A 23736-nucleotide genomic window follows, 5' to 3' on the forward strand; every position below is an offset into this window, starting at 1 on the left:
GCAAACCTACCCAGTCCTCGTGACCCCCGTCACCCGGCCAGGAGCAGGTTGGGCAGGGTGTCGGTCCACCAGTCGACGACCTGGTCGTGCGACCAGCCACGCTCGGTGGTCAACAGGTGGTAGGTGCTGTCGCCGAGCACGGTGAGGAGCACGTCGGTGGCGGTCCTCGGCGTCAGCCCGTCGCGCAGGGCGCCCTTGCCCGCGAGCATGTCGACCACCTGACGGAAGCCGTCCTCCCGCAGCTGCTCGTGGGACAGGTGCGTACGGCGTACTTCATCATCCGTGAGGGCAGCGGCCCGCAGCACCTCGGCCAGACCGGCCGCCCTGGCGAAGATGTCGGCGGACCCACGCACGAAGATCCGCAGGCTCTCGGCGGCGTCGGGCTCGGCCAGCATGGCCGCGAACCACGGCATCAGCTGCGGCGCGGTCGGCGCCTCCTCGCCCATCACGGCGGTGTCGATGGCCGCGCTGATCAGCGCCGACTTGTTGCTGAAGACGAAGTAGACGGTCTGCGGCGCGACACCGGCACGCTTGGCGATCGCCGTCACGGTAGCGCCGTGGAACCCCTGCTCGACGAACTCGGCATGCGCGGCGCGGACGATCGCGCGTCGCGTCGCTGCTGCCTTCTCCCGGCGGGAGCTCTTGATCTGGCTCATGTGGGGAGCCACCCTAATAAAGCCGTTGACTAGAGTGTCACTCTAGCGTAGAACTCAAGTCATCTGGTCCACGCTCAAGGAGCACTCAAGGAGATCGAGATGACAACCACCGCACTGGCACCGACCGGCACCACCTCACGCACCCGCATGGTCGGACTGGCCTGCCTCCTCGCGGGCCTCCTCGGCGCGGCCGGTGGGCTCTACCTCGCGCTCCGCACGCCGCTCGTCGCCGAGGACATGTGGACCTACCCGCAGCGCGCGGGTGGAGAGTTCGCGACCACCCAGACGATGTTCGCGCTCACCCACGTGGGCATGTTCCTGGGCCTGCTCGCCCTCGGGTGGTGCGGCGCCGTCCCACCCAGCCGCTGGGCACGGATCGCCCGTGTCGTCGCGCTGGCGGGCATGGCGCTGCTGGCGGTCAACGAGCTCGTGGCGATCAGCGTGGCCGGCGAGCCCTCCGACTCGGCGAGCGCGGGCAACGTCGGCGCCGTCTACGGCGTCGCGACCCTCATGATCGCGCTCGGCATGATCGTCGCGGGCGTGGCGGCGATCCGCGGCGGCGCCTGGAGCGGCTGGCAGCAGTGGCTTCCCCTCGTTGTGGGGGCCTGGCTGATCGTCCCGACGATGCCGGCACTGTTCCTCGAGGGTGACGCCGCACGGCTCGCGCTCGGTGGGTGGTCCCTGCTCTTCGCCCTCCTCGGCTGGGTGCTCTGGCGAGACGAGGCCTGAGGTCGGCCGCCACGGCTCCGGCCTGACTCAGCTTCGGCGGTCCAGGATGCGTGCGGCCTTGCGCAGGTCGGCACCGATCGCGAGCCCGGCCAGCCGTCCGGCGAGCGCCGCGGGCGCGGCGTACGCGTGTCGACCCGAGATCTCGCCCTCGGCGACCACGCGGCAGCCCGCCGCGCGCTCCTCGAAGGTCAGCACCAGGGTCGCGGCGATGCCGAGCCAGGTGCCGACCTCGGCCCAGACCTCCGGTCGCTCGAAGCGGGTGATCTCCATCCGCGGACGCACCCCGACCATCGTGGTCTCGCGCCAGGCCATCCCGAGGTGTGGCTCGGCGTCCCGGTCGGCCAGGGTCACCGAGAGCAGGGAGGACTGCCACTCCGGCCGGTTGCGCGGGTCTCCGAGATAGTCGAAGACGACCTCGCGCTGTACGGCGAAGTCGACTGTCGCGCGGAAGCGGCGTGGCCTCAGAACGTCTCACCCGTGAGCAGCTCGTAGGCCTCGACGTACCTCGCGCGGGTGCGCTCGACGACCTCGGTCGGCAGCTCCGGCGGGGCCTCGCCGCTGGTGCGGTCCCAGCCGGACGCGTCGCTGGTGAGCCAGTCGCGCACGATCTGCTTATCGTAGGACTCCTGCGCGCGACCGGGCTGCCAGTCGGCGGCCGGCCAGAAGCGGCTGGAGTCGGGGGTCAGCACCTCGTCGGCGAGCACCGTGGTGCCGTCGGGGCGCGACCCGAACTCGAGCTTGGTGTCGGCCAGGATGATGCCGCGGGTGCGGGCCAGCTCGTGGGCGTGGCCGTAGACGGCCATCGTCAGCGTGCGCAGCTCGGCGGCCTCGTCGTCGCCGACGGCCTCGACGACCGCTTCGTAGGAGACGTTCTCGTCGTGGTCACCGACGGCGGCCTTCGTCGCCGGGGTGAAGATCGGCTCGGGCAGGCGGGACCCGTCCTGCAGGCCGGTGGGCAGGGTGATGCCGCAGACCTCGCCGGTGCGGCGGTAGTCGAGCAGGCCCGAGCCGGTGAGGTAGCCACGGGCCACGCACTCGACGGGGAACATGTCGAGGGACTCGCAGATCACGGCGCGACCGGCGACCTCGGCGGGCACGTCGGTGGAGACGACGTGGTGGGGGATCAGGTCCTTGAGCTGGTCGAACCACCACAGCGACATCCGGGTCAGGATCTCGCCCTTGTCGGGGATCGTGGTGTCGAGGACGAAGTCGTAGGCCGACATCCGGTCGCTCGCGACCATCAGCAGGCGACCGGCGTGCTCCCCGCCGTCGACGCGGTAGAGGTCGCGGACCTTGCCGGAGTGCAGGTGGGTGGTGCCTGCGATGGCGGGTGCGTCAGGGATGTTGAAGTCGGCCACGGGGGCGAGCCTAGTGGCCCTTGATCTCGATACGCTCGCTGCGCTCGCTGCTCAATCAGCGGGAGGCGTGCAGCCACCACGACATCTTGCGAGTGATCCACGGCAGGAAGAGGTAGGTCATCAGCGGCGTCATCACCAGCACCGAGATCAGCACCCGCAACGGCAGGGCGAGGTCGGCGATGGTCTGCGACACCACGTAGTTCGACGCCAGGCTCAGCGGGAAGAACACCAGGAAGATGACGACCATCTGCTTCCACCGCGGCGGCGCCGACGGTGCCGCGCTCAGCGCCTCGACCGCGGCAGGCTCGTCGAACCAGCCCTCGATACCTGTACGTCGCTCGACCCGCGTCGCCTCGATCCGACCCTGGGCGGCCTCCAGCCACCACGCGCGCTGCGGGCTGGCCTCCCAGACGGCCAGCGCCTCGGAGCTGGCGAAGCGGTAGAGCATGTGCCACTCCGAGGAGTCCTCCGACGGCCGGACCCAGCCGCTGCCGAGGAAGCCGTCGAAGCGCTCGGCCAGCGACGTACCGGCCTGGACCCACGCGAGCATCTCGCTCGACTGGGACGGGTCGACGTGACGCGTGACGGACGTGGTGACGGGGGCGGACATGCTCGCCATTGTCCGTCGTGCGGGCCGCCGGCGCCGAACCGAGGACGACGAGATGAGGGCCACGTCCCCCGTGGACGTGGCCCTCATCCGCGTCGGCTCAGGGGCAGCCGAGTCCTTGGCGGTAGCCCTCCGGGACCTCGCCGCGCTGCACCCGCTCGGCGTAGTCCCAGACCACCTCGGGGTAGTCGCCCTCGGCATTCATGTCGGTCAGGACCTGCCACGTGAAGCTCTCACCGAGCACGGCGGCCGCGTGGTCCGCCCTCGCCCGGTCGCCGTCGGACTTGGCCTCGGCGAAGATGTCGAGCCACGCGCAGGCGGCTGCACCCGCGACCTTCGCGCCGAGCTGGTAGGGGTCCTTCTCCTGGGTCTTCGGCGCCGTGAAGCCTTCCGGCACCGTCACCCCGGCGAGCATCTCGCTGATCGCCGCCGCCTGCTCGCCGCGGGTCACGAACTCAGGCGGCAGCGCTGCCTCGAACTCGCCGTCGGTGACGTAGGCGAGCTGTTCGAGCAGGGCAACGAAGGCGGCCTTGTCCATGCCACTGCCGCGCACCTCCACGTGCCACGGACCCTCGACCTCGGCCATGGCGGTGTGGTCGTCAGCGGAGTAGGCCCACAGCTGGGCGTCCTTGCCCAGCACGGAGACGGGCTCGCCGTCGGTGGGCGGGGTGGTGATGTGGCGCCGGTCCTCGAGGTAGTCCGCGTAGTACTTCGCGGCGCGCTGGTGGACCGACACCGACTGCGCGCCCTTGACGAACTCGGTCTCGCGCTCGGCGTCGGTCTCGGAGGTGTAGCCGACGGACCAGCCCGGCAACACGATCCGGTCACCCGTCGCGGCTGCGGGCGACTGCTCCGCGGTCGTGTCGGATTTCTCGCCCGTCTGCTGGCCGGCGACGCTGCTCGAGTCCTTGGCGGGCTCGTCCGCCGAGTCCAGCAGGGCGGGTACGGCGAAGAGTGCCGCGACCGTCGCGGCGGCGGTGCCGACGGCGATCAGCGTGCCGCGCCGGCGAGGTCGGCGTACGGGCGAACTGCTCTCGACAGGTGTCGTGGCCATGATGTCCTCCAGGAGCTCTGCCCGGGCGCGGGAGAGCGGCAGGCGGCCCACGGCCTCGTCGGTCAGCTTCGGGTTGGTCATCGCTCCTCCTCACGGACCGGGATCGGTTGCTTTCCTGGGATGTGTCCGGCCGGCTCGGGATCGTTGCCGGGAGGACCGAAGTCCGCGCCCAGCATTGCGCGCAGCCGGGACCGCGCCCGCGACAGCCGTGGACGCACGATCGCCGGCGACAGGCCGAGCACGTCGGAGATCTCACGCGGCTCGAGGCCCTCCCACAGGTGCAGCTGGAGGATCTCCTCGTCGCGGGCGCTCAGCCGCGCCATCGCGGTGTTGACCTCCGCGCGCTGCACGACGTCGTCGCTGAGGTCGGGCACGACGACCGCGAGATCGGTGCGCAGGCGCTCGCCGAGCCGTCGCCTCCTCAGCTCACCGCGACGCTGGTTGGCGAGGAGCCGGCGCGCGACGCCGTACAACCACGGCAGGGCGGCATCGGAGGGCACGTGGCCGATGCGGCGCCAGGCGACCACGAACGTCTCGGCGACGACGTCGGCCGCGTCCTCGGGCCGGTCGGTGCGCCGCAGCGAGTAGCCGAGGACGGCGTCAAAGTGCGCGGCATAGAGCCGGCGGAACGTCTCCTCGTGTGCCTCCATGACTCCCCCATGTCCGGCTGGTCACCCATCGTTGCAGGTCCGCGCGGAAAAATTTTTGCCGAGACGGCCCGACGCGCACGACCCGGCCGGGTAGCCGACGCGCTCTACGCCTCCGCCGCGATCATCAGCAGCACGAGCTGTCAGTGGGTCACCTCGAAGGTGGTCGCTCCGGTCGCCGTCGCCTCGCGGACCGCCACGTTGCGCACGCGCGCGAGCGGCGGGCCGGTGCGGCACCACTCGACGAGGGCGTCGACGGCCTCGTCCGGGCCCTCCGCGTGCAGCGCGACCGAGCCGTCGGGCTCGTTGCGGACCCACCCGGTGACGCCGAGCCCACGCGCCCGCTCGGCCGTGTAGTAGCGGAACGAGACGCCCTGCACCCGCCCGGTCACGGTGGCCTGGACTGCCTTCATGTCTCCATCGTGACGGTGCTGGATCGTCGGCACCAGGTGCCGAGGATCCAGCACTGTCACCGTCGGGTCAGAGGATCGCGCCCGGGGCGTACGCCGCTGCGCCGGGGTGGCGAGCGACGACGGCCTCCACCAGGGCGACCACGGACTGCGTCTGCGACACGGCAGCGCCGGTGAACTCGATCGGGTCGGCAACGAGCGCGTCGATCTGGTCGCGGGTCAGCCCCAGACGGGTGTCGGCGGCCAGTCGGTCGAAGACGTCGTTGACGGCCTGCCCCTTGCGCATGTCGAGGGCGACGCCGACGGCCGCCTCCTTGATCGCCTCGTGGGCGACCTCGCGACCGACGCCGTTGCGCACCGCGGACATCAGGACCTTGGTGGTGGCCAGGAACGGCAGGTAGCGGTCGAGCTCGCGCTGGATGACGGCCGGGAACGCACCGAACTCGTCGAGGACGGTGAGGAACGTCTGGAACAGCCCGTCGGCGGCGAAGAAGGCGTCGGGCAGGGCCACGCGGCGTACGACCGAGCAGGACACGTCGCCCTCGTTCCACTGGTCCCCGGCGAGCTCGCCGACCATGGAGAGGTAGCCGCGGGTGATCACGGCGAGGCCGTTGACCCGCTCGCAGGAGCGGGTGTTCATCTTGTGCGGCATCGCGGACGAGCCGACCTGGCCCTCCTTGAAGCCCTCGGTGACCAGCTCGATGCCGGCCATCAACCGGATCGTGGTCGCGAGGTTGGACGGACCGGCGACGAGCTGGACGACCGCGCTGAGCACGTCGAAGTCGAGCGAGCGCGGGTAGACCTGGCCGACGCTGGTCAGGACGTTGTCGAAGCCGAGGTGGGCGGCGACGCGCGACTCGAGGTCGGCGAGCTTCGAGGCGTCACCGCCGAGCAGGTCGAGCATGTCCTGCGAGGTGCCCATCGGGCCCTTGATGCCGCGCAGGGGGTAGCGCGCGAGCAGCTCCTCGACGCGCTGCACGCCGATCAGCATCTCGTCGGCGATGGTGGCGAAGCGCTTGCCGAGGGTGGTCGCCTGCGCGGCGACGTTGTGGGAGCGACCAGCCATCACGGTGGTCTCGTGCTCGGTGGCGAGCCGCGCGAGGCGGGCCAGCGTCGCGACGGCACGGTCGCGGAGCAGCTCGAGGGACTGCTTGACCTGCAGCTGCTCGACGTTCTCGGTGAGGTCGCGGCTCGTCATGCCCTTGTGGATGTGCTCGTGGCCGGCGAGCGCGGCGAACTCCTCGATCCGCGCCTTCACGTCGTGGCGGGTGATCCGCTCGCGGTCGGCGATGCTCGGCAGGTCGACGTGGTCGACGACCTTCTCGTAGGCCTCGATCACGCCGTCGGGGACGTCGATCCCGAGGTCGCGCTGGGCGCGCAGGACCGCGATCCAGAGCTGGCGCTCGAGCACGATCTTGTGCTCCGGCGACCAGATGGCGGCGAGGTCGGCCGCGGCGTAGCGGGTGGCCAGGACATTGGGAACGGTCACAGGTTTTCCTTCAGTGAGGCGCCCTCGACGACACCGAGCGGCTCGGCCGCGATGTCGCGGCGCCACTGGGCGCCGGGGAACGAGATGGAGGCGATGCCTTCGTAGGCCTTCGCGCGGGCGTCGGCGATGTCGGAGCCGACGGCGCGTACGGCGAGCACCCGGCCGCCGGCGGTGACGAGACGATCCCCGCCGGTTGAGCTCGTCGAAACCAAGGCCGTGCCGGCGTGGATCACGTCCACGTCGGTCTCCTTGTCGAGCGTCTCGGTGCCGACGATGACGTCGCCCTTGGACGACGACTCGGGATAGCCAGCGCTCGCCATCACGACGGTGACCGACGCACCGTCGGCGAAGGTGGGCGGCGCGACGCTGTCGAGGCGACCCGTCGCCGCGGCGTGCAGCAGCACGCCGAGGGGCGACTCCAGGAGCGCCAGCACCGGCTGGATGTCGGGATCGCCGAAGCGGCAGTTGAACTCGATGACGCGCGGGCCCGTCGCGGTGAGCGCGAGGCCGACGTAGAGAGTGCCGACGAACGGGGTGCCACGCCGGTTCATCTCGTCGAGCGTCGGCTGGACCACGGAGGCGAGCACGTCGTCGGCCAGCCCGGGCGGGGCCCAGGGCAGCGGCGAGTAGGACCCCATGCCGCCGGTGTTGGCGCCACGACCGCCGTCGAAGATCCGCTTGAAGTCCTGCGCGGGCTGCAGCGCCCTCGCCGTACGACCGTCGCAGACCGCGAAGAGCGACACCTCGGGACCGTCGAGGAACTCCTCGATCACGACGCGGTCGCAGGTCGCGGCGTGCGCCAGCGCCTCGTCACGGTCGGTGGTGACGACGACGCCCTTGCCGGCGGCGAGCGCGTCGTCCTTCACGACGTACGGCGCACCGAACCCGTCGAGGGCGGCCGCCGCCTCCTCCGGGGTGGTGCAGACGTGCGAGCCGGCGGTGGGGACCCCCGCGGCCGCCATCACGTCCTTGCTGAAGGCCTTCGAGCCCTCGAGCTGCGCGGCGGCGGCGGACGGTCCGTAGACCGCGATGCCGGCAGCCCGGACCGAGTCCGCGACGCCAGCGACCAGCGGGGCCTCGGGGCCGACGACGACCAGGTCGATGCCGAGCTCGACGGAGAGAGCCGCGACCGCAGCGCCGTCCATCGGGTCGACGTCGTGCAGGGTGGCGACCGCAGCGATGCCGGGGTTGCCGGGCGCGGCGTGGACCTCGCTGACTCCGGGATCGAGGGACAGGGCCAGTGCGAGCGCGTGTTCACGGCCGCCGGTGCCGATCACGAGAGTCTTCACGGGCGTCGATCCTATCGGCGCCCGCGACCGACCCGGTGATGCCTCAGTCGGGGTGGACGACGAGCGTCTGCTCGCGGCCCGGACCGACGCCGACGCCCCAGATCTTGGCGCCGGAGATCTTCTCGAGCGCCTCGACGTAGAGCTGGGCGTTCTTCGGCAGGTCCGCGAAGGTGCGGCAGCCGGAGATGTCCTCCTGCCAGCCGTCGAAGAACTCGTAGATCGGCTTCGCGTGGTGGAACTCCGTCTGGGTCATCGGCATCTCCTCGACCCGGTGACCGTCGATCTCGTAGGCCACGCAGACCGGGATCTGCTCCCAGCTGTCGAGGACGTCGAGCTTGGTGAGGAAGAACTCGGTGAGGCCGTTGACGCGGGCGGAGTAGCGCGCGATCACCGCGTCGTACCAACCGCAGCGGCGGGTGCGGCCGGTCGAGACACCGATCTCGCCACCGATCCGCTGCAGCTCGATGCCGTCCTCGTCGAAGAGCTCGGTCGGGAAGGGACCCGAGCCGACGCGGGTGGTGTAGGCCTTGATCACGCCGATCACGCGGTCGATGCGGGTCGGGCCGACACCCGCGCCGGTGCACACGCCGCCGGCGATCGGGCTGGAGGACGTGACGAACGGATAGGTGCCGTGGTCGACGTCGAGCATGGTCGCCTGGGCGCCCTCGAAGAGCACCGTCTGGCCCTCGTCGAGGGCCCGGTTGAGCAGCAGCGAGGTGTCGCAGACCATCGGGCGCAGGCGGTCGACGAAGGAAAGGAGCTCCTCGACGACGACGTCGACCTCGATCGCGCGGCGGTTGTAGACCTTGGTCAGGAGGTGGTTGCGGACGTCGAGGGCAGCCTCGACCTTCTCGCGCAGGATCTTCTCGTCGAAGAGGTCGGCGATGCGGACGCCGACGCGGTTGATCTTGTCGGCATAGGCCGGGCCGATGCCGCGACCGGTGGTGCCGATCTGGTTCTTGCCGAGGAAGCGCTCGGTCACCTTGTCCATCGTCGCGTGATAGCTCGCGATGACGTGGGCGTTGGCGCTGACCTTGAGCTCCGCGACGTCGACGCCGCGCTCGATCAGGCTGTCCAGCTCGCGGAAGAGGGCGTCGGGCGAGACGACGACGCCGTTGGCGATGACGCTGGTGGCGCCGGGCGTGAGGATGCCGCTCGGCAGGAGATGGGTGGCGAACTTCTCGCCGTTGACCACGATCGTGTGGCCGGCGTTGTGCCCGCCACTCGTGCGGACGACGAAGTCAATGGTGTCGGTCGTGGCGAGCAGGTCGGTCGCCTTGCCCTTGCCTTCATCGCCCCATTGGGCACCGAGTACGACGATCGCGGGCATTGCAGCCCTCCTGAGGTGAGACGGCAGAAAATCAACGAAGCTCCGGCACAAGTGCACCGGAGCTCTTGCGACCACACGTTAGCGCACGGGGGCCGATCGGCCCCACTCGTCCGACGATCCTGATCCGGTACGGCGACGGACCGGTCGGGGCCCGTCGGCTACTGTCCGCCGGATGGACCCCCTGCTCGTCATCACCAACTCCGACGCCGGCACCTCGGACCAGGAGACCCTCGAGCGGGCACTGGCGATCCTGCGTGAAAGCGCCTCCGTGGAGGTGGCCGCGACCAGCAATCCGGGCGAGCTCGACGGCGTGCTGCACCGCGCCGGTTCCCGCCGGATCGTGGTCGCCGGCGGTGACGGCAGCCTCCATGCCGTGGTCGCTGCGCTGCACAAGCGCCACGAGCTCGCCGGCAAGACGCTGGCCCTCCTGCCGCTCGGCACCGGCAACGACTTCGCCCGCGGCACCGGCATCCCCCTCGACATCGAGGAGGCCGCGCGGCTGGTGCTGGCCGGCGAGCCCCGACCGGTCGACCTGATCGTCGACGAGACCGGCGAGATCGTGGTCAACAACGTCCATGTCGGCGCGGGTGCGCAGGCCAGCCGCAAGGCCCACAAGTGGAAGGGCCGGCTGGGCAGCGTCGGTGTCGGCGGCGTCAACCTGGGCAAGCTCGGCTACCCGATCGGCGCCCTGCTCGCCGCCGTCAACCCGCCCAGCCACCGCCTGCGCGTGGAGATCGACGGCAAGGTCGCCATCGACGTCGACCAGCGGGTGCTGATGGTCGCGGTCGGCAACGGCGCCAACGTCGGCGGCGGCACCGAGATCACCCCTGACGCCGACCCCGAGAGCGGCAAGCTCGACGTGATGATCGCGCGCGCCGTCTCCCCCGCCGCCAAGATCGGCTACGCCGCCCACCTCCGCAAGGGCGAGCACCACGAGCGCGACGACGTGCTCTACCTCCGCGGTCGCGAGGTCTCCGTGCGCGGCGAGGAGTTCTGGGTCTCGGCCGACGGGGAGATCTACGGCCCCGAGCGGTCGCGGACCTGGCGGCTCGAGCCGGCGGCGTACGACATGGTGCTGCCGCGCGCCTAACTCAGATCCAGCCGCGGCGTACGGCCTCGACGCCCGCCTGGAACCGCGTGTCGACCCCGAGCTCGATCATCAGCGCAGCGATGCGCCGGCGGACCGTGCGCAGGCTGATCCCGAGCTTGCGGGCGATGGCCTCGTCCTGGGCGCCCGCCACGAGCTGCTCGAGCAGGAAGCGGCGCAGGTCCGGTCGGGCCTCGCCGGTGTCGAACGCCGGGACCGGCGTCGCCGTCGACCACAGGGCCTCGAACCAGTAGGTCAGCGCCTGGACGACCGATCGCTGGCGGATGTGCACCCGGGGCTCGTCGGCGAAGCCGAGCGGCTCGGGCAGCACGGCGTGGGAGTCGCCGAGGATGAACATCCGGGTGGGCAGCTCGGAGATCACCCGGATCTGCTCGCCGAGCCGGGCCCGGGTCTGCAGCGCCTCGGGCGCCTCGGTGAGCGCGCGCAGCGGATAGATCGCCCGGGACTTGCGCCCGCTGGCCATCGCCTCGGCGAGCACGCGGCTGACCGCGGACTCGCGCGGCATCGCCCAGGCATCGGGGCGCAGCCAGAGCATGTCGCCGCTGCTGGTGCGCAGCATCTGCCCGATCAGCGCCAGCGGGTTGCCGCCGGAGCTCAGCTCGCCCTCGAGCGGCCGGACCTCCGAGACGTCGGACTCGTCGGGCCGCGTGGCGCCGGCGACGAGGTGGGGGACGGCCCAGGCCAGCGCGTCCAGCCGGTGGGCGACGTTGCTCGCGCGGCTCGCCTCGCCCCGCACGAGGTCGGCGACGACCAGGGCCAGTGGCGGCACCGCCAGCTTCTCCCGGTCGAACTTGACCAGGCCGAGGTCCAGCAGCGGGGCGAGGTCGCGGATCAGCTCCTCGTGCGCGATGTTCAGCAGGCCCGTCAGCTCCGCGAGCGTGTGCCCTGCGGCCGGCGCGACCTGGTAGTAGACCCGCTCCGACTCACGCGTGAGCCCGAGCGAGGTGAGCACGGAGGAGGGAACGTCAGCGGGCATGATGGCAGGTTAGTGCCACCGGCATCTGCGAGCCACGTGGCAGGCGCTGGCCACCCCGAGAATGTGAACACGCGTTGTTGTCCGGTGTATCGCGGGGGTGTGTCACTGGACCGGCCGAGAGGCCGTCGACGCGCAGGGCATCGGAGTCGCCGCAGGGGACGGCTCCGATGCCCTAGTCATGTGCCCGATAGCCTTGCCGCCGGAGTGCGGCCATCGGCGCTGCGCTCGAGATCTTCTCTCCCGATCGGAGCACCACGACCCATGGCACGAGGCGGACAGTCCGGCGAACCCATCGACTGGGTGACGCGCGCGGCGGACGACGCCGTCCGGCACGCCGGCGAGGGCAACCTCGTGACGGTCGCTTCAGGTGCCAGCCCGTCGGGTCCCATCCACCTCGGCAACCTGCGTGAGTTCCTCACCCCCCACTTCGTCGCCGAGGAGCTGCGTCGTCGCGGCGTCGCGGTGCGCCACCTGCACTCGTGGGACGACTACGACCGCTTCCGCAAGGTCCCCGCCGGGGTCCCCGCCGAGTGGGCCGATCACATCGGTCGCCCGCTCAGCGCCGTACCGGACCCGTGGGAATGCCACACCTCGTGGGCCGAGCACTTCAAGGAGCCGCTGCGCGCGTCCCTGGCCGAGCTGGGCGTCCGGATGGACGAGATCGACCAGACGCAGATGTACCAGGTCGGCACCTACCGCGAGCAGATCCTGCACGCGATCAAGCACCGCGACCGGATCGACGAGGTCCTCGGGCGCTACCGCACGAAGGCCGCCCCGGCCGCCGAGACCGAGGAAGAAGAGGCGTCCCTGGCCGACTCGGTCGCCAACGAGGACTTCGAGGGAACGGGCGACCTGTCCCGCTTCCCCTACAAGCCGTGGTGCGCCTCGTGCGGGCGCGACACCACGGACGTGACGGCGTACGACGACGAGAGCACCGACCTCGACTACACCTGTCGCGTCTGCGGGTTCGTCGGCACGACCAACGTCGCGACCGAAGACGGCGGCAAGCTGGTCTGGAAGGTCGACTGGCCGATGCGCTGGGCCTGGGAGAAGGTCAACTTCGAGCCCGCCGGCCTCGACCACATGACCCCCGGCTCGAGCTACACCGTCGGCCAGGAGCTGGTCTCCTCTATCTTCGACTGGCAGGCACCGGCGCGCGTCACCTACGCCTTCGTCGGCATCGCCGGCATGCAGAAGATGTCCTCGTCGAGCGGCGGCGTGCCCACCCCGGCCGACGCCTTGGCGATCCTCGAGGCGCCGATGGTGCGCTGGCTCTACACCCGCCGCGCGCCCAAGCAGGCGTTCACCATCGACTTCGGTCCCGAGGTCGTTCGCCTGTACGACGAGTGGGACGCGCTGGGCCGCAAGGCCGCCGACCCCGCGAAGCGTGACGTCGCGGTGCTCGCCTTCGAGCGGGCGTCCGCCACCGTCGAGGACGGGCCCCTGGCGGTGCCTTTGGTGGCTGTCCCGTTCAGGACGCTCTCGTCGATCGCCGACGTCACCGCCGGGTCGGCCGACCTGATCAGCCAGGTCGTCGAGCACGTCGGCTTCCCGCACGACACCGTCGCGGACCTCGAGCCGCGGCTGGGTCGCGCCATGGCGTGGACGGCATCCCTGCCGGAATCCGACCGGACGACCGTGCGGGCCACTCCCGACACTGCTCGCCTCGCAGCACTCACCGAGGACGAGGAGCTGTGGCTGCGGATCTTCCTGGACCGGCTGCCCGACTCGCCCGATCTCGAGCTCGATGCGGCGACCTCGGTCGTCTACGGCGTACCGAAGGTCGCGCGCGGCCTCGGCTTCGACGACGCCCCGACCGACCAGGTCAAGGCGGACCAGAAGGACTTCTTCAAGCTGCTCTACAACCTGCTCGTCGACGCCGACCGCGGCCCTCGGCTCCCGACCCTGATCGTGGCCCTCGGCGCTGAGACGGTGCGTCAGCTGCTTGGTGGGCCCTCCTCTGGGTGAGGTGCTCGACGGTCTCGTGGCCGCCGGCTTGAGCGTCCATATGGCCGCTCAAGCGACGCCATTCGGCACGCTAACCGGCCAATCCCCATCTCGAGCCGCTCATTGCAACAGCCGCCTCCTGGGCCACTAGCCATCCACAGCCCGCAGCGACGGCCACGCATCCACAGGTCTGCGGGTCTCGCGCTGGCGATTGTGGTGGTGGCACCAGCAGCGTGCCGCCATGCGACCAACACTTTCGCCCTTGGCGGCAGGACAGGAGGGCCTGTTCACTCGAGCACAGGCGCTTGCGGCCGGGTACACCGAACGAGAATTGAAGTCCTTGACCAGGCCGGGCGGCGAGTTCTTCGTCGTGAGTCACGGTGTGTACGCCGAGCGGAGCCTCGTCGCCGCGCTCGACTCGGTCGGGCGCTGGCGGTTGAAGGACCGAGCAGCTCTGCTCGTGTCTCAAGCTCCGTGCATTCTGAGTCACGATTCCGCAGCGCGACTTCTGGGCATCAGCACGCTCGAGGTCGAGAGCCCCGGCAGCCATGTCACCAGCGTCGGGAAGACCGGCGCCAGGCGAAGCGCAGGGATCACGCGACACCGCGACATGTTGCCAGTGTGCGTGGAGGTACGAGGCGGCGTGCCGGCGACGTCCTACGCCCGCACGGCAATCGATATCGGTCGGCTTCACGGATTCCGCCACGGCCTGGTGTCCACCGACGCCGTCCGCACCCTCGGCGTACCTCTCAACGATCTCGAGGCGGAGCTCGACCGCATGGAACATCACCCCTTCATCGCGAGGGCGCGGGCAGCGGTCAAGGCGTCCACGTCCGGCGCCGAGAGCGTCGCAGAGACACTGGGGCGCGAGTTGGTCCTCGAGGCTGGGCTCGGCCAGGTGGAGACGCAGTTCGCTGTGAGGCTGGCAGACGGCCGCGTCGTCTGGTGTGACATCGCAGTCGGCTGCCACATGATCGAGATCGACAGCCGGCTCAAGCTACGAAGCGTGGAGGATGGTGGCGTCGCCACTCGTTCGGCAGACGAGGTGATGTGGCAGGAAAAGACTCGTCAGACGTTGATCTGCGCTGAGGGCCTGGGGATGTCACGACTCACGTGGGCCGACTTCTTCGGCGTCCGTCGCGAGCGCGCAAAGGCCCGCCTGTTGGCAGAGGAGGCCGTCACGCGCGAGCGGTTCGGACCAGCTCTCCCGGTGCGTCTACGGCTGTTCGCCGACCAGCATCCTCGACGCACTGACCAAGCGTTGTGGACGCCTGCCGCACTGGACGTCGCATCTTGAGCGTCCACATGGCCGCTCAAGTTCCCACCACGGGGTGAGAGGGTAGGAACATGAACCACGTCGATCTCCTCGCAGGCCCCCCGCCCACCCACCTTCCCGAGGACCCGGCGGCAGTCGAGCTCGCCGACGGCGCAGCGGCTGCCGACGTCGTACGCCGCAACCCGGCCTCCCCCGCCGCGTGGGCCGCCCTCGCGGAGCTCGCGAAGGCTGACGGCGCCGATGACGTGACCGTCTACGCCTATTCCCGCGTCGGCTACCACCGTTCGCTGGACATGCTGCGCCGCAACGGCTGGAAGGGCCACGGCCCCGTGCCGTGGGAGCACGCCCCCAACCGCGGCTTCCTGACCTGCCTGGCCCTGCTGGCGATGAGCGCCCGCGCGATCGGCGAGACCGCCGAGTGGGAGCGCTGCTCGGACTTCCTGCGCGACTCCAGCCCGACGGCTGCCGACCAGCTGCTCTGACCCCGCAGCACCACCCCGCGGGTGGGTGACCCAGGTCACACACCCGCGGTAGCGTGCCGGGATGACTCTCGGCAACGAACCCCCCGCCCGCCCGCGCCCTGAGGACGGGCCCCCTCCGACCAACCGGGCGATGATGATCGCGGCAGGCGTGCTGCTCGTCATCCCGATCATCGCGCTGATGGCGGTCCCGACCTATGCGCGGACGGAGCCGGAGCTCTTCGGCTTCCCGTTCTTCTTCTGGTACCAGTTCCTCTGGGTCTTCCTCTGCTCCGCGATGACGTACGGCGCCTACCGCCTCACCCTCGCCGCGCGGAAGAACAAGGGCGGCAAGCGATGAGCGCCTCCGTGCTGCCGATGGCGGCCGACACCGGGATCAACGGCGTCGCCCTCGCCGTACTCATCGTGCTCTTCGCGATCGTCACCGTCGCCGGCTTCATGGCCTCGCGCTTCAAGCGCGGGGACGGGCTCGAGTCGCTCGACGAGTGGGGCCTGGGCGGGCGCAAGTTCGGCACCTGGATCACCTGGTTCCTGCTCGGCGGAGACCTCTACACCGCCTACACCTTCGTGGCGGTGCCGGCGGCGATGTTCGCCACCGGAGCCGTGGCCGGCTTCTTCGCAGTGCCCTACACGATCGTGCTCTACCCGATCATCTTCATCTTCATGGCCCGCCTCTGGTCGGTGAGCCACCGCCACGGCTACGTCACTCCCGCGGACTTCGTGCGGGGACGCTACGACGCGCGGTCCCTGTCGCTGGCGGTCGCCGTCACCGGCTTCGTCGCGACCATGCCCTACATCGCCCTGCAGCTCGTCGGCATCCAGGCGGTGCTCGAGGTCGCGGGTCTCGGCGGTGGCGACAACATCATCGCCAAGGACCTGCCGCTGTTCATCGCGTTCGCCCTGCTGGCGGCCTTCACCTACTCCAGCGGCCTGCGGGCACCGGCGGTCATCGCCTTCGTCAAGGACATCCTGATCTACCTCGTCATCATCGTCGCGGTGATCTACCTGCCCGGCCAGGTCGGCGGCTGGGACAACATCTTCGGCGCCGCGCAGGACAAGATGGAGGCCAACAACGCGGCAGCCATCGAGGCCGGTGGCAAGCCCACGTCCTCCTTCATCCCCGGTGTCGGTGCCGGCTGGGCCTACGCCACGCTCGCTCTCGGCTCGGCGCTGGCGCTGTTCATGTATCCGCACTCGATCACGGCGTCGCTGTCGTCAAACTCGCGCAACACGATCCGCCGCAACGCCGCGATCCTGCCGGCCTACTCCTTCGTGCTCGGCCTGCTCGCGCTCCTCGGCTGGGTCGCCATCGCGGCCGGCACCACACCGATCGGGCTCGACGGCAAGGCCAACGCGCAGCTGGTCATCCCCCAGCTGTTCGAGGACATGTTCCCGGCCTGGTTCGCGGGCGTCGCCTGGGCCGCGATCGCGATCGGCGCCCTCGTGCCGGCAGCGATCATGTCCATCGCCGCGGCCAACACGTTCAGCCGCAACATCTACAAGGAGTGGCTCAACAAGGACGCCACCCCTGCCCAGGAGGCCAAGGTCTCCAAGCTGATGTCGCTGGTCGTGAAGGCGTTCGCGCTGGTCTTCGTGCTGACCCTGGACAAGCAGAACGCGATCAACTTCCAGCTCCTCGGCGGCATCTGGATCCTGCAGACCTTCCCCTCGATCGTGTTCAGCCTCTTCACCCGCTGGTTCCACCGCTGGGGGCTGCTCGCAGGGTGGGCGGTCGGCATCACCTACGGCACGGTGGAGGCCTACCAGGTCATCAACCCTGCGACGGGCAAGCACTTCGGTGGTTCCCTCGCGCTGATCCCGGGGATCGAGCAGATGGGCTACATCGCGATGACCGCGTTCGTGCTCAACCTGGTCGTGACCATCGTGGTGACAGCCGTCCTGAACGCGGCCAAGGTCTCCAACGGCAGGGATGAGACGATCCCGTTCGACTACTTCGCCGACGCCGACGACCCGCGAGTGATCAAGGACCTCAGCGAGCACCGGGCCCACACGGCGCCGTACGGCGATCCCGACGACATCCCCGGAAACGCGGGCGCGCGCTGAGGTCGGTGACGGCTGGGACATGACACAGCGCCCGCCTCCTCTCGGGGAGGCGGGCGCTGTCGTCTGCTGACGTGGGTCAGGCGCCCAGCGACGTACCGGCGGAGCGGAGGTTCTGGCAGGCCTCGACGATGCGAGCGGCCATGCCGGCCTCGGCGGCCTTGCCCCAGGCGCGGGGGTCGTAGACCTTCTTGTTGCCGACCTCGCCGTCGACCTTGAGGACGCCGTCGTAGTTGTTGAACATGTGGGCGGCGACCGGGCGGCTGAAGGCGTACTGCGTGTCGGTGTCGACGTTCATCTTGATGACCCCGAAGTCGACGGCCGCGCCGATCTCCTCAGCGGTCGAGCCGGAGCCGCCGTGGAAGACCAGGTCGAAGGGCTTGGCGCCGGCCGCGAGGCCGAGCTCGGCGGCGACGGCGGCCTGGGCGTCGCGCAGGATCTCCGGGCGCAGCTTGACGTTGCCGGGCTTGTAGACGCCGTGCACGTTGCCGAAGGTGAGGGCCGTCATGTAGCGACCCTTCTCGCCGGCACCGAGCGCGCGCACGGTCGCGAGGGCGTCCTCGGGGGTCGTGTAGAGCTGCTCGTTGATCTCTGCGACGACACCGTCCTCCTCGCCACCGACGACGCCGATCTCGACCTCGAGGATGATCTTGGCGGCGGCGCACTTCTCGAGCAGCTCCTGCGCGATGAGGAGGTTCTCCTCGAGCGGCACGGCCGAGCCGTCCCACATGTGGGACTGGAAGAGCGGGTTCTCGCCGCGGGCCACGCGCTCGGCCGAGATCTCGATCAGCGGGCGGACGAAGCCGTCGAGCTTGTCCTTGGGGCAGTGGTCGGTGTGCAGCGCGATGTTGACGGGGTAGTTCTTCGCGACCTCGGCGGCATAGGCGGCGAAGGCGACCGAACCGCTGACCATGTTCTTGATCGAGGGGCCGGAGAGGTATTCAGCGCCGCCCGTCGAGACCTGGATGATGCCGTCGGAGCCGGCGTCAGCGAAGCCCTGCAGGGCCGCGTTGAGCGTCTGGGACGACGAGACGTTGATGGCCGGGTAGGCGAAGGACTTCTCCTGCGCGGCGTCCAGCATCTGCGCGTAGACCTCGGGGGTGGCGATGGGCATGGAGAGCTCCTCGGAATGCGTTCAATTTGTCGCCCCGACCCTAATGGCTACCAGCCGGTCGGCGAATCCGAGACCGTAGGCAGGACGAGTCCGCGACGCGGTGGTCTTGACCAGATCACACCCGGTCGGACTTTCGCGCAACCAAATGGTCGGTCACAGCGTCAACTCCCGTAGGACCGCGCGAAGGGGGTAGGGATGACGACCAGCATCGACTGGGTGCACGAGATCGACGCATCGCTCGACGGCATCGATCAGCCACCGGCCGCGTGGTCCGCTGACCACCCGATCTCCCGGTGGCGCCGGCACCCCCGCCCGTCCGGTCCGTCGTTCACCGACTACGTCGCCGAGCGTGGCCCGCACGTCCGCCGCCTCGCGCACGCCATCTGCTGCGACTGGACCCAGGCCGAGGCCCTCGTGCTGCAGACGCTCGGGCGGCTCTTCGACTCCTGGCACCGGATCGCCGGGAGCGAGGCCGCCGACGCGTTCGTCCACCGCAGCCTCGCCCGCGCCTGCGTCACCGACTCCCCCACGCCGCGCAGCTGCAACGCCCACGCCGACGACTACCCGATCGAGGACGAGTCGTTGCTCTTCGACGGGCTCCAGTCGCTGACCGCGATCCAGCGCAAGGCGCTCGTGCTGCACGACTGGCTCGACCTGCCGGTGGCCGAGGTCGCCGACGCGATCGGGATCAGCGTCGACCAGGTGCTCCACCACGCAGCCCGTGGCCGCTCCGCGCTCAACTTCCTGCTTCCCGAGTCGGCCTGACAACCGATCGCGCGCCCCTTCCGTATTGCTGGTGACGGCCACACGGAGGGAACCGACATGAACACACAGATCGACTGGCGTGAGGAGCTCGACTCCTCGTTCGGCCGAGGGGTCGACCGCGCGCCCACGGACTATCTCGTCCCGGCGCGTGCAGCGCTCCGCAGGCGCCGTACGGCGATGGGCGCGGCCGCCCTCGCCACGGTGATCGTCGTCGGCGGCATCGGCTGGGCGGTCGCTCCCGGTGACCACGACGTCCGGAGCTCCCACGTCGCCAACAGCCCCACCTCGGCGACCTCGAAGCCCACGACCAAGGGACCCAAGACACCGGTGTCCGCGCGTGCCGTGCCGTGGCCTGCGGGTGACGGGCCGGCGCGCGTGACGCCTGGCAAGGGACTCGAGATCCGCGAGGGCGCGGTCGTGCACCAACGTCGCGACGATCTCTACCCCGGCAAGGACACCGAGTCGGTCGCCCTCGACATCAGCTTCGAGGGCACGCGGTGGTGGCTGGCGCTGGAGTGGGACAAGGGCGGCTCCGCGAGCTCCTCCGAGCACGCCGGCGAGCTGAACGACTCGTTCGATGCGTTCGTCGCCTCCTCGACCTCGGGCGGGGGGATGTTCTCCCCCGAGCCCGACCCAGTCGCGGACAAGTACCCCTACGGCCGCGTGGTCAGCTACGGCCCCGGTGGCGACATCGAGCTGCGTCCCGGCGCGACGATCGTGCGGCGCGTCGACAACCCCCACAGCCTCACCCCTCCCGAGACGTCGGTCGGCCTCGTCGTGGAGTTCGAGGGCGAGACCATCTGGTTGAGCTTGGACTCGAGTCCCACGGGGGGTGGCGGCACCTTCGTGAAGGAGGCCGACTCCGGCTGGGCCACCTTCGACGAGTGGCTGGCCGACCAAGTCGCACTCCAGCAGGGCGAACCCGGGCTCAGGCTCGTCAGCATCGATGACGAGGGTGTCCTCACGCCCGCACTGCCGGGAGTCGAGATCATCGAAGAGCAGTCCGACCCCGATCTGGAGGCCTACACCGGGGGCGTCGCAACCGCGTCGGCCGCCGCGATGCTCACGTGGGATGGCGAGACCTGGTTCGCGCTCGTCGTCCGCTTCCCTCGCGGCGAGGACACCGTCGTCAGTTTCGCCGCTGACAAGGCCGACGGCGCCTCCAACGTCGAGGAGTTCATCGAGTTCGCCCGTTCCCGCGGCGACGGGGAGGGCCTGCGATGAGGGCCGCCCGCCGCGACGAGGCGTTCACGGCGTACGTCGCCGCGCGCCAGTCGCACCTGCGCCGCATCGCCTACGCGATCTGTGGCGATTGGCACCAGGCCGACGACCTGCTGCAGGTCGCGCTGACGAAGCTCTACGTCGCGTGGCCCCGGCTGCGCCGCGAGGGCGCCGAGGACGCCTACGTCCGCCAGATCATCCTGCGCTCGCACATCGACGAGACCCGGCGACCGCACCGGCGCGAGACCCCGGGACTTGACGGCCACGACCGCAGCGCACGCGAGCCGCTGCCGGTCGAGGAGCGCAGCGCGCTGTTCGAGGCGCTGCAGGAACTGCCGCCGATGCAGCGCAAGGTCGTCGTGCTGCGGCACTGGCTCGGCCTCGACGTGCGTGAGACCGCGCGTGAGCTCGACATCGCCGAGGGCACGGTGAAGAGCCACTCCTCGCGTGGGCTGGCGACGTTGCAGCGGGCGCTCGCGGAGCCGATCACCCACTGAACAGTGCTGGATCTCCGGCACCAGGCGGGGGACGATCCAGCACCGTTGGCGGTGCACTAACCTCGGCGCACATTCCGGCAGGCAGCCGACGGATCACGGGGGAACCATGAGCATCGACGAGACACTGACGCAGGGCGTGCAGCGCGAGGACGACGAGGACCAGGCCCTGACGAGGGGCATCGTCGCCTCTGCGCTCGGCCTGACCGCCCTCATGGGTGGCGGCATCCTGGCCAACGCGTTCCAGTACTGGTCGATCGACATCGTCAACCAGGGCAACCCGTCCGGAGCCAACCTGGTCCACGCATTGGCCACCGTCCCCGCGATCATCCTGGGCATCGCCGCGGTCGTGCTCGGTCTCAGCGCGGCCCGGTCGATCCACACCCTCGCCTCGGCCACCGGCAAGGCAGGCGCCATCACCGGGATCCTCGCCATCGTGGGCGGCGCGCTGTGGGCCGTGGCGATCCTGAAGTCCGACCTCTACTCGTAGGGCCTTGGTTTCGACACGCTCGCTGGCGCTCGCTGCTCAACCAGCGGTCGACACGCTCGCTGCTCAACCAGCGGCCGACACGCTCGCTGGCGCTCGCTGCTCAACCAGCGGTCGACACGCTCGCTGCTCAACCAGCCGGGGTCAGCCCCGCCAGGCGTCGTCGGCCGACAGGTCGGCGTACGACCGGATCCACGAATGCATGGCGATCGCGGCCGCGGACGAGGCATTGATCGACCGCGTCGAGCCGAACTGCGCGATCGAGAACGTCCCGCCGCACACCTCGCGCGCGAGCTCCGAGAGCCCGGGGCCCTCCTGGCCGAAGAGGAAGCAGACGTCGCGCGGCAGCGTCATCGTCTCGAGGTGCTCGCTGCCCGGGAGGTTGTCGATCCCGAGCAGTCGGACACCGATCGAGTGCAGGTACGCAGCCAGGTCCTCGGCGGTCGCGTGGTGCCGCACGTGCTGGTAGCGGTCGGTGACCATCGCGCCGCGACGGTTCCAGCGGCGGTTGCCGACGATGTGGATCTCCGCTGCGAGGAACGCGTTCGCCGTACGCACGATGGTGCCGATGTTGAAGTCGTGCTGCCAGTTCTCGATCGCGACGTGGAACGAGTGCCGGCGGGTGTCGAGGTCGGCGACGATCGCGGCCATCGACCAGTAGCGGTAGCGGTCGACGACGTTGCGCCGATCACCGTCGCGCAGGAGGTCGGGGTCGTAGCGGTCCCCGTCGGGCCACGGCCCCTCCCACGGGCCGAGCCCGACCTCGGGCGGGCCGTGCGGCATCGGGTCGTACGGCGCCCGCTCCTGCTCTTCTTCCACGACCCAACCCTATGGGGATTCCCCGGTTAGGCTGACCGACGTGAACTTGCTCCTGGACCTCCAGCCGCTCCTGCTCGGCATGGACTGGATGGATCCCAACTGGCTGCTGCGGGAGTTCGGGGGCGCGCTGTTCTGGCTCAGCCTCGCGATCATCTTCGTGGAGTGCGGGCTGTTCTTCCCGTTCCTGCCCGGTGACACGTTGCTCTTCGCGATGGGCCTGTTCATCGCGACCGAGCGCATCGACGTCTTCCCCGGCCCGGAGTGGATCGAGCTCGTGGTCGCCCTCACCCTCTTCACTCTCGCCGGGATCGGCGGCAACGTCGCGGGTTACGAGATCGGTCGCAAGATCGGCCCGCCGCTCTACGAGCGCGACGGCCGCATCCTCAAGCGCAAGTACTTCGACCAGACGACCGCGTTCTTCGACAAGCACGGCAACAAGGCGCTCGTCATCGGCCGCTTCGTGCCGTTCGTCCGCACCTACATCACGGTCGTCGCCGGCGTGACCCGCATGGACCGCGGCCGCTTCTTCCTGTGGAGCCTGGTCGGCGCGGTCGGCTGGGTCCTGTCGATCACCCTGCTCGGCTTCTTCCTCGGCTCGGCCTTCCCGGGCCTGGGCGAGCAGATCGACAAGCTGATCATCCTGATCCTGGCCTTCTCGCTGATCCCGATCGCCTGGGAGTGGTGGCGGCACAAGCGCACCAACGCCCCCGAGGCCGACGACCGGGACGGCGACGGCGTGCCCGACCGCGACATCGCCGGCCGGGACGTCTGACCGCGCCTCGGTCTCGACACGCTCGCTGCTCAACCAGCGGCGGCAGCCTCGTCCAGCTGCGCCCGCGTGAGTACGGCGCGGATCTCGAGCCCGAGGTCCGCGAGCGGGTTCTCCCCGGCGGGTGAGCGGTCGATCGCGCACACGACGGTCTCGACGATCGCGCCCGCGTCCCGCAGGGCGTTGGTCGCGTCGCGCACGGCACCACCGGTCGTGATGACGTCCTCGATCAGGGTCACCCGGCGACCGGACACGTCCGGGCCCTCGGCGAGCTTGCAGGTGCCGTACTCCTTGGCCTTCTTGCGCACGAACAGCGCCGCCGTGCCGGTCTTCGCGCTCACCATCGTGGCGATCGGGATGCCGCCCATCTCGAGGCCGCCGAGCAGCTCGGTGTCGGACGGGAGCAGGTCGAGCATCTGCGTCGCGACCCGGTCGAGGAGCACCGGGTCGGCCTCGAAGAGGTACTTGTCGAAGTAGGTGTCGGCGACCTGGCCCGAGCGGAGGGTGAACTCCCCCGTCAGTCGGCAGAGCGCGTTGATGTCGGCCGCGAGGGTGGCGTCAGTGGTCATGGGGGCATCCTCCCGCACGTCACGGAAGTGCCCAAGACAGGGGATCCGGTGGCCGCCCGCTCGGAGTAGCGTCAAAAATCGG

26 protein-coding genes are annotated in these 23736 nt (G+C 70.2%); 12 read left to right on the forward strand and 14 right to left on the reverse strand.

Annotated elements, in window-relative coordinates:
- Positions 1 to 29 precede the first annotated feature (29 nt).
- Entirely contained in the window at positions 30 to 656 is a 627-nt protein-coding gene (locus C9J87_RS08895; protein WP_107705318.1) for a TetR/AcrR family transcriptional regulator, read from the reverse strand.
- Between the two features lie 99 nt (positions 657 to 755).
- Between C9J87_RS08895 and C9J87_RS08900 the strand changes: the two genes are divergently transcribed.
- Entirely contained in the window at positions 756 to 1385 is a 630-nt protein-coding gene (locus C9J87_RS08900) for a hypothetical protein (RefSeq protein WP_107705319.1), read from the forward strand.
- A 27-nt stretch (positions 1386 to 1412) separates the two neighbouring features.
- On the opposite strand, the gene C9J87_RS08905 is transcribed toward C9J87_RS08900, so the two are convergent.
- The 9 genes from C9J87_RS08905 to C9J87_RS08945 all read right to left on the reverse strand — a co-directional run bounded on the left by C9J87_RS08905 (position 1413) and on the right by C9J87_RS08945 (position 9569).
- Positions 1413 to 1850 carry an SRPBCC family protein gene (locus C9J87_RS08905; RefSeq protein ID WP_107705320.1) on the reverse strand — a complete coding sequence of 146 codons (438 nt, stop codon included), beginning with the start codon at positions 1848 to 1850 and terminating at the stop codon, positions 1413 to 1415.
- Positions 1847 to 2743, reverse strand: coding sequence for a phosphoribosylaminoimidazolesuccinocarboxamide synthase (locus C9J87_RS08910; protein WP_107705321.1), 897 nt, complete (start codon positions 2741 to 2743; stop codon positions 1847 to 1849). The genes C9J87_RS08905 and C9J87_RS08910 overlap by 4 nt, the downstream gene beginning before the upstream one ends.
- Positions 2744 to 2798: 55 nt before the next feature.
- Positions 2799 to 3353: an antibiotic biosynthesis monooxygenase gene (locus C9J87_RS08915; protein ID WP_107705410.1), complete on the reverse strand. Its 555-nt coding sequence runs from the start codon at positions 3351 to 3353 to the stop codon at positions 2799 to 2801.
- Between the two features lie 97 nt (positions 3354 to 3450).
- A complete protein-coding gene (locus C9J87_RS08920) occupies positions 3451 to 4485 on the reverse strand; it encodes a hypothetical protein (RefSeq protein WP_107705322.1) in 1035 nt (344 codons plus the stop codon).
- Complete coding sequence (locus C9J87_RS08925) at positions 4482 to 5054, reverse strand: RNA polymerase sigma factor (protein WP_107705323.1); 573 nt, start codon at positions 5052 to 5054, stop codon at positions 4482 to 4484. The genes C9J87_RS08920 and C9J87_RS08925 overlap by 4 nt, the downstream gene beginning before the upstream one ends.
- Positions 5055 to 5194: 140 nt before the next feature.
- Positions 5195 to 5464, reverse strand: a complete 270-nt coding sequence (locus tag C9J87_RS08930) for an acylphosphatase (RefSeq protein WP_107705324.1) — start codon at positions 5462 to 5464, stop codon at positions 5195 to 5197.
- A gap of 67 nt (positions 5465 to 5531) precedes the next feature.
- Positions 5532 to 6950 carry an adenylosuccinate lyase gene (gene purB, locus C9J87_RS08935; RefSeq protein WP_010834248.1) on the reverse strand — a complete coding sequence of 473 codons (1419 nt, stop codon included), beginning with the start codon at positions 6948 to 6950 and terminating at the stop codon, positions 5532 to 5534.
- Positions 6947 to 8239 (reverse strand): phosphoribosylamine--glycine ligase, encoded by a 1293-nt coding sequence (gene purD, locus C9J87_RS08940; protein ID WP_107705325.1) that lies wholly within the window; start codon positions 8237 to 8239, stop codon positions 6947 to 6949. Before purD ends, purB begins: the two co-directional genes overlap by 4 nt.
- Positions 8240 to 8282: 43 nt before the next feature.
- Entirely contained in the window at positions 8283 to 9569 is a 1287-nt protein-coding gene (locus C9J87_RS08945) for an adenylosuccinate synthase (protein ID WP_107705326.1), read from the reverse strand.
- A 172-nt stretch (positions 9570 to 9741) separates the two neighbouring features.
- Between C9J87_RS08945 and C9J87_RS08950 the strand changes: the two genes are divergently transcribed.
- Positions 9742 to 10659, forward strand: coding sequence for a diacylglycerol/lipid kinase family protein (locus C9J87_RS08950; protein ID WP_010834250.1), 918 nt, complete (start codon positions 9742 to 9744; stop codon positions 10657 to 10659).
- A 1-nt stretch (position 10660) separates the two neighbouring features.
- Here C9J87_RS08950 and C9J87_RS08955 read toward each other — a convergent pair whose 3' ends face one another.
- Positions 10661 to 11653 carry a helix-turn-helix domain-containing protein gene (locus C9J87_RS08955; protein ID WP_010834251.1) on the reverse strand — a complete coding sequence of 331 codons (993 nt, stop codon included), beginning with the start codon at positions 11651 to 11653 and terminating at the stop codon, positions 10661 to 10663.
- Between the two features lie 261 nt (positions 11654 to 11914).
- Here C9J87_RS08955 and lysS point away from each other — a divergent pair, with 261 nt between their 5' ends.
- From lysS to mctP, 5 genes are all read left to right on the forward strand, one after another.
- Entirely contained in the window at positions 11915 to 13621 is a 1707-nt protein-coding gene (gene lysS / locus C9J87_RS08960) for a lysine--tRNA ligase (protein ID WP_010834252.1), read from the forward strand.
- Between the two features lie 241 nt (positions 13622 to 13862).
- Positions 13863 to 14897 (forward strand): hypothetical protein, encoded by a 1035-nt coding sequence (locus C9J87_RS08965; protein WP_010834253.1) that lies wholly within the window; start codon positions 13863 to 13865, stop codon positions 14895 to 14897.
- A 50-nt stretch (positions 14898 to 14947) separates the two neighbouring features.
- A complete protein-coding gene (locus C9J87_RS08970; protein ID WP_010834254.1) occupies positions 14948 to 15358 on the forward strand; it encodes a DUF3151 domain-containing protein in 411 nt (136 codons plus the stop codon).
- Between the two features lie 61 nt (positions 15359 to 15419).
- Positions 15420 to 15695 (forward strand): DUF3311 domain-containing protein, encoded by a 276-nt coding sequence (locus tag C9J87_RS08975; protein WP_198016869.1) that lies wholly within the window; start codon positions 15420 to 15422, stop codon positions 15693 to 15695.
- Positions 15692 to 17419, forward strand: a complete 1728-nt coding sequence (gene mctP, locus C9J87_RS08980) for a monocarboxylate uptake permease MctP (RefSeq protein ID WP_107705327.1) — start codon at positions 15692 to 15694, stop codon at positions 17417 to 17419. The genes C9J87_RS08975 and mctP overlap by 4 nt, the downstream gene beginning before the upstream one ends.
- A 76-nt stretch (positions 17420 to 17495) precedes the next feature.
- On the opposite strand, the gene fbaA is transcribed toward mctP, so the two are convergent.
- A complete protein-coding gene (gene fbaA, locus C9J87_RS08985) occupies positions 17496 to 18530 on the reverse strand; it encodes a class II fructose-bisphosphate aldolase (RefSeq protein WP_010834256.1) in 1035 nt (344 codons plus the stop codon).
- Positions 18531 to 18725: 195 nt separating this feature from the next.
- Here fbaA and C9J87_RS08990 point away from each other — a divergent pair, with 195 nt between their 5' ends.
- The 4 genes from C9J87_RS08990 (at position 18726) to C9J87_RS09005 (ending at position 21500) form a co-directional block, all read left to right on the forward strand.
- A complete protein-coding gene (locus tag C9J87_RS08990; protein ID WP_010834257.1) occupies positions 18726 to 19295 on the forward strand; it encodes a sigma factor-like helix-turn-helix DNA-binding protein in 570 nt (189 codons plus the stop codon).
- Between the two features lie 57 nt (positions 19296 to 19352).
- Positions 19353 to 20519: a hypothetical protein gene (locus tag C9J87_RS08995; protein WP_107705328.1), complete on the forward strand. Its 1167-nt coding sequence runs from the start codon at positions 19353 to 19355 to the stop codon at positions 20517 to 20519.
- On the forward strand, positions 20516 to 21013 hold the full coding sequence (locus C9J87_RS09000) for a SigE family RNA polymerase sigma factor (RefSeq protein WP_010834259.1): 498 nt from the start codon (positions 20516 to 20518) through the stop codon (positions 21011 to 21013). The genes C9J87_RS08995 and C9J87_RS09000 overlap by 4 nt, the downstream gene beginning before the upstream one ends.
- 106 nt (positions 21014 to 21119) lie before the next feature.
- The gene (locus C9J87_RS09005) at positions 21120 to 21500 is read left to right on the forward strand and encodes a hypothetical protein (RefSeq protein ID WP_107705329.1); all 381 of its coding nucleotides are present in this window, start codon (positions 21120 to 21122) and stop codon (positions 21498 to 21500) included.
- A 141-nt stretch (positions 21501 to 21641) separates the two neighbouring features.
- On the opposite strand, the gene C9J87_RS09010 is transcribed toward C9J87_RS09005, so the two are convergent.
- Entirely contained in the window at positions 21642 to 22280 is a 639-nt protein-coding gene (locus C9J87_RS09010) for a TrmH family RNA methyltransferase (RefSeq protein ID WP_107705330.1), read from the reverse strand.
- Between the two features lie 76 nt (positions 22281 to 22356).
- On the opposite strand from C9J87_RS09010, the gene C9J87_RS09015 reads away from it, so the two are divergent.
- Positions 22357 to 23088, forward strand: coding sequence for a DedA family protein (locus C9J87_RS09015; RefSeq protein WP_232820005.1), 732 nt, complete (start codon positions 22357 to 22359; stop codon positions 23086 to 23088).
- Between the two features lie 29 nt (positions 23089 to 23117).
- Here C9J87_RS09015 and pyrE read toward each other — a convergent pair whose 3' ends face one another.
- Entirely contained in the window at positions 23118 to 23654 is a 537-nt protein-coding gene (gene pyrE / locus C9J87_RS09020) for an orotate phosphoribosyltransferase (protein ID WP_107705331.1), read from the reverse strand.
- Between the last annotated feature and the right edge of the window lie 82 nt (positions 23655 to 23736).

The organism is Nocardioides allogilvus, from assembly GCF_003047285.1.
In the GTDB taxonomy this organism is placed as follows: domain Bacteria; phylum Actinomycetota; class Actinomycetes; order Propionibacteriales; family Nocardioidaceae; genus Nocardioides; species Nocardioides allogilvus.